Genomic DNA, 3194 nt, shown 5'->3' with positions numbered 1-3194 from the left:
GTTTATAAATCCTTGGGTAGATAGGTAATCCTCCCGAAAAATAATCGCGTTGATAAGTGGAATTTTGTAACCTGAAAAAACAGGAGATTTCACATGCGCAAGTCACGTTTTACTGACAGCCAGATCATGGCGATTTTGAAGCAGGCTGAGTCTGGTGTGCCTGTCCCTGAACTGTGTCGCGAGCACGGCATGAGCAGTGCCTCATTTTATAAATGGCGCTCCAGGTACGGTGGCATGGACACGTCCATGATGAAGCGCCTCAAGGAATTGGAAGATGAGAACCAGCGCCTCAAGAAGATGTATGCCGAAGAGCGGTTGAAGGCAGAGTTGCGCCAGGAAGCCCTTGAGGGAAAGTGGTAAAGCCATCTCAACGCCGCGAGATGGCAAAGAATGTCGTTGAGGCCGGTTGCTGCAGTATTCGGCTGGCTTGCCAGGTTTTTGGGATCAGTGAAACCTGTTACCGCTATCAGGCGAAGCTTGGCCATGAGAACGCCGTTATCGCTGACTGGCTGGTGCGCCTGACCCACAATCAGCGTAACTGGGGCTTTGGACTGTGTTATTTGTATCTGCGCAACGTGAAGGGCTTTGGTTGGAACCATAAGCGGATCTACCGAATTTATCGGGCATTGGAGCTGAACTTGCGCATCAAGCCAAAAAAGCGATTGGTGCGTGAAAAGCCAGCGCCACTGGTTGTACCCACTGCGCTGAATACCTGCTGGTCGATGGACTTCATGCATGATCAGTTGGCCAATGGCCGAAAGTACCGGTTGTTCAACGTGATCGATGATTACAATCGAGAAGGCCTGATCATCGATGCTGACTTCTCACTGCCAGCAGAGCGCGTGATACGCTCCTTAAACCAGTTGATCGAATGGCGTGGCCGACCCAAGGCCATTCGATGCGACAACGGCCCGGAATACATCAGTGGCAAACTAACCCGTTGGGCGAAGCAGAACGGCATTGAGTTGCTGCACATTCAACCTGGCAAGCCACAGCAGAATGCCTACATCGAACGCTACAACCGAACAGTCCGTTATGATTGGCTGAGCCATTATCTTTTCGGCTCGATCGCTGAAGTACAGGATTTTGCCACACGCTGGCTCTGGACGTACAACCACGAGCGACCGAATATGGCATTGGGCGGGATAACACCGAAACAGAAGGTGACAATGGCTGCCTAACCAACTCTACTTATCGCCCCGGTTATAAATGGGGGGATTACCGATACACTCGTAAAATCTTCTCAAACAATGTGTCCATGAGCTTTTATTGAATGGTAAAAATCAGACTGCAATTCTATTGCAGTCTGAGGATGTCATTAAGCATCAGGAATTACTGATTCAATGTCTCCAATACACGCTGTTTGGAAGCCTGTTCTCGCTCGGCATAAAGCGCCAACTCGTCAGTCACCGGGGCGCCGAGAGCTTCTTCAAACGCTTCACGATTGGCATTGCCAGCATAGGCTTCGTTTTCGCCGCCGCCCAGGTTTGACTGGAAGATACCCGCCGCACTGACCGGCAAGAAGTCTTCATAGGTAATCGGCTGTGCTTCCACTAACCCTTTAGCGATCAGAGTGTCCATATCGGTACTGACATTGCCTGTAGCGGCTTTCCCGGCCTCTGTCAGGTGGTAGTGGAAATAGGCCAGACCTTCGCGTCGCATGGCCTCATCGCTGTCCGGCAGTGCGGCAAACACCTTGTCCATGACCGCTTGGTGAGCATCGTTATCAAGCCCCGCCGTTTGTTGACGACCTTCATTCAGCAGTTGGTCATAAAGCGCGCGCCCTTTCGGCGTTAGCGCCATGCCACGCTGCTCAATTTCGCCAAAGCGAGCAGTGTGCGTGCCTTGGTTATCGCCTGCAAAGCGGATCGACTCCTCTAACGCTTTAAAGCTTGTCTGGCGCAGCAAAATGGGCGCTTCACGGCGCGGCGGGCCTTCGATGACCGCCTTCGGGTTCATGCCGACGCTGGGCATACGGCGCTGCACTTCGTCGATATCCAACGTGCGCGGCGTTAAATGGTTGATATGCGGCCCACGAAAACACACTACATCGGCGATCAGACGGTGCTCATCGCTCAGCGCCTGGTAAGTCTCCAGATCGACCGTGGCATCCTGATGCCAGCGAAACGTTTCCAAGGCCTCTGTAACAAACTGATCTGCTTCCTCAGAGGTTAACCCGCCTTGTGACTCAAAGCGTTCAATCAGCTCACGCACTTTGGGCGTAAAAATATCCCGTTGGGCGAGGATTTCCTCAGCACGCTGGCGCAGCAGCGCACTATCGATAAGTTCCAGGCGCAGCAGCGAGGTAAAAATACGAAACGGGTTACAGGCCAGCGCGTCGTCCTCAATAGGGCGAAACGCGGTGGAGTGAACCGGCACCCCAGCTTCAGAAAGATCGTAATAGCCCACCGGATACATGCCCATCACGGCAAATAAGCGACGCAGCATGGATAGCTCTTCGGCTGAACCCACGCGAATCGCTCCGTGGCGTTCTACGCTCAGGCGCGCAAGCTCGCCCTGAGCCTCCAGGCGACGGCGTAACTCTGGCTGCTGGCGAAGCGTCTCCTGATTCACCTGCTCAACCAACGTTAGCAACGTACCGTATTGGGGGACTTCCGTTTGGTACATCGCCGACATGGCGCTGGAGAAACGGTCTCGAATAGCATTGGTGGCTAAAAACACGGACTGGGTCATTTCACAGCTCTCTATGCATGTTGTTACGGTGAAAAGGAATACTCGATTTCAGCTGCACTAATAGTGCTTGAAGGGGGTGTTGTAAGCTTATATGCGAAAAACGCTTCACCTGGCTGCGGCACGAATACCCCGTGGCCAGTAGCCTGTCGGCGTTTTCCTCTGCCTCGACCTGGGGTTGCCAGGATTGGGCATAAATCGTTTTGGACGTTTCGGCATTGCGCGTTTCATGGCCGTAGGTGCCGGACATTCCACAGCAGCCGGTATTGACCAGCTCCAATGGCAGGCCAAACGCGGCAAATACTTGCTGCCATGCTTTCGGGCTTCCGGGGGCGTTGGTTTTTTCGGTGCAGTGCGAAAGCAGCTTAAAGCCGGGGGCATTGGGCGCTAGCTGTCGGGGTGCCAGGGTGGGCAGCCGAATAGCCAGCCACTCCTGTAGCATCGATACCTCGGGCACGGCGTCGGGTCCCAGCGCTTTTACGTACTCCTGGCGGTAGGTCAGG

2 protein-coding genes and 1 pseudogene are annotated in these 3194 nt (G+C 53.9%); 1 reads left to right on the top strand and 2 read right to left on the bottom strand.

What is annotated here, in order from left to right:
- Positions 1-93: 93 nt before the first annotated feature.
- Positions 94-1181 (top strand): IS3 family transposase gene (locus tag ACT3T7_RS18325; RefSeq protein ID WP_444631916.1). Its coding sequence is split into 2 segments (ribosomal slippage): positions 94-349 and positions 349-1181, totalling 1089 coding nucleotides; the frame shifts between segments, so codons are not numbered across the junction.
- A gap of 151 nt (positions 1182-1332) precedes the next feature.
- Here the strand turns inward: ACT3T7_RS18325 and hglS are convergent.
- Together hglS and ACT3T7_RS18315 are read right to left on the bottom strand one after the other, a co-directional pair.
- The gene (gene hglS / locus ACT3T7_RS18320) at positions 1333-2694 is read right to left on the bottom strand and encodes a 2-oxoadipate dioxygenase/decarboxylase HglS (RefSeq protein ID WP_444631914.1); all 1362 of its coding nucleotides are present in this window, start codon (positions 2692-2694) and stop codon (positions 1333-1335) included.
- 1 nt (position 2695) lies between these two features.
- A pseudogene (locus ACT3T7_RS18315) lies at positions 2696-3194 on the bottom strand (FAD-binding oxidoreductase); the annotation flags it as partial.

The organism is Halomonas sp. 111, from assembly GCF_052379685.1.
In the GTDB taxonomy this organism is placed as follows: domain Bacteria; phylum Pseudomonadota; class Gammaproteobacteria; order Pseudomonadales; family Halomonadaceae; genus Vreelandella; species Vreelandella citrativorans.
The sequence above is the reverse complement of the archived record's forward strand: the minus strand, read 5'-3'. Positions and strand labels throughout refer to the sequence as shown.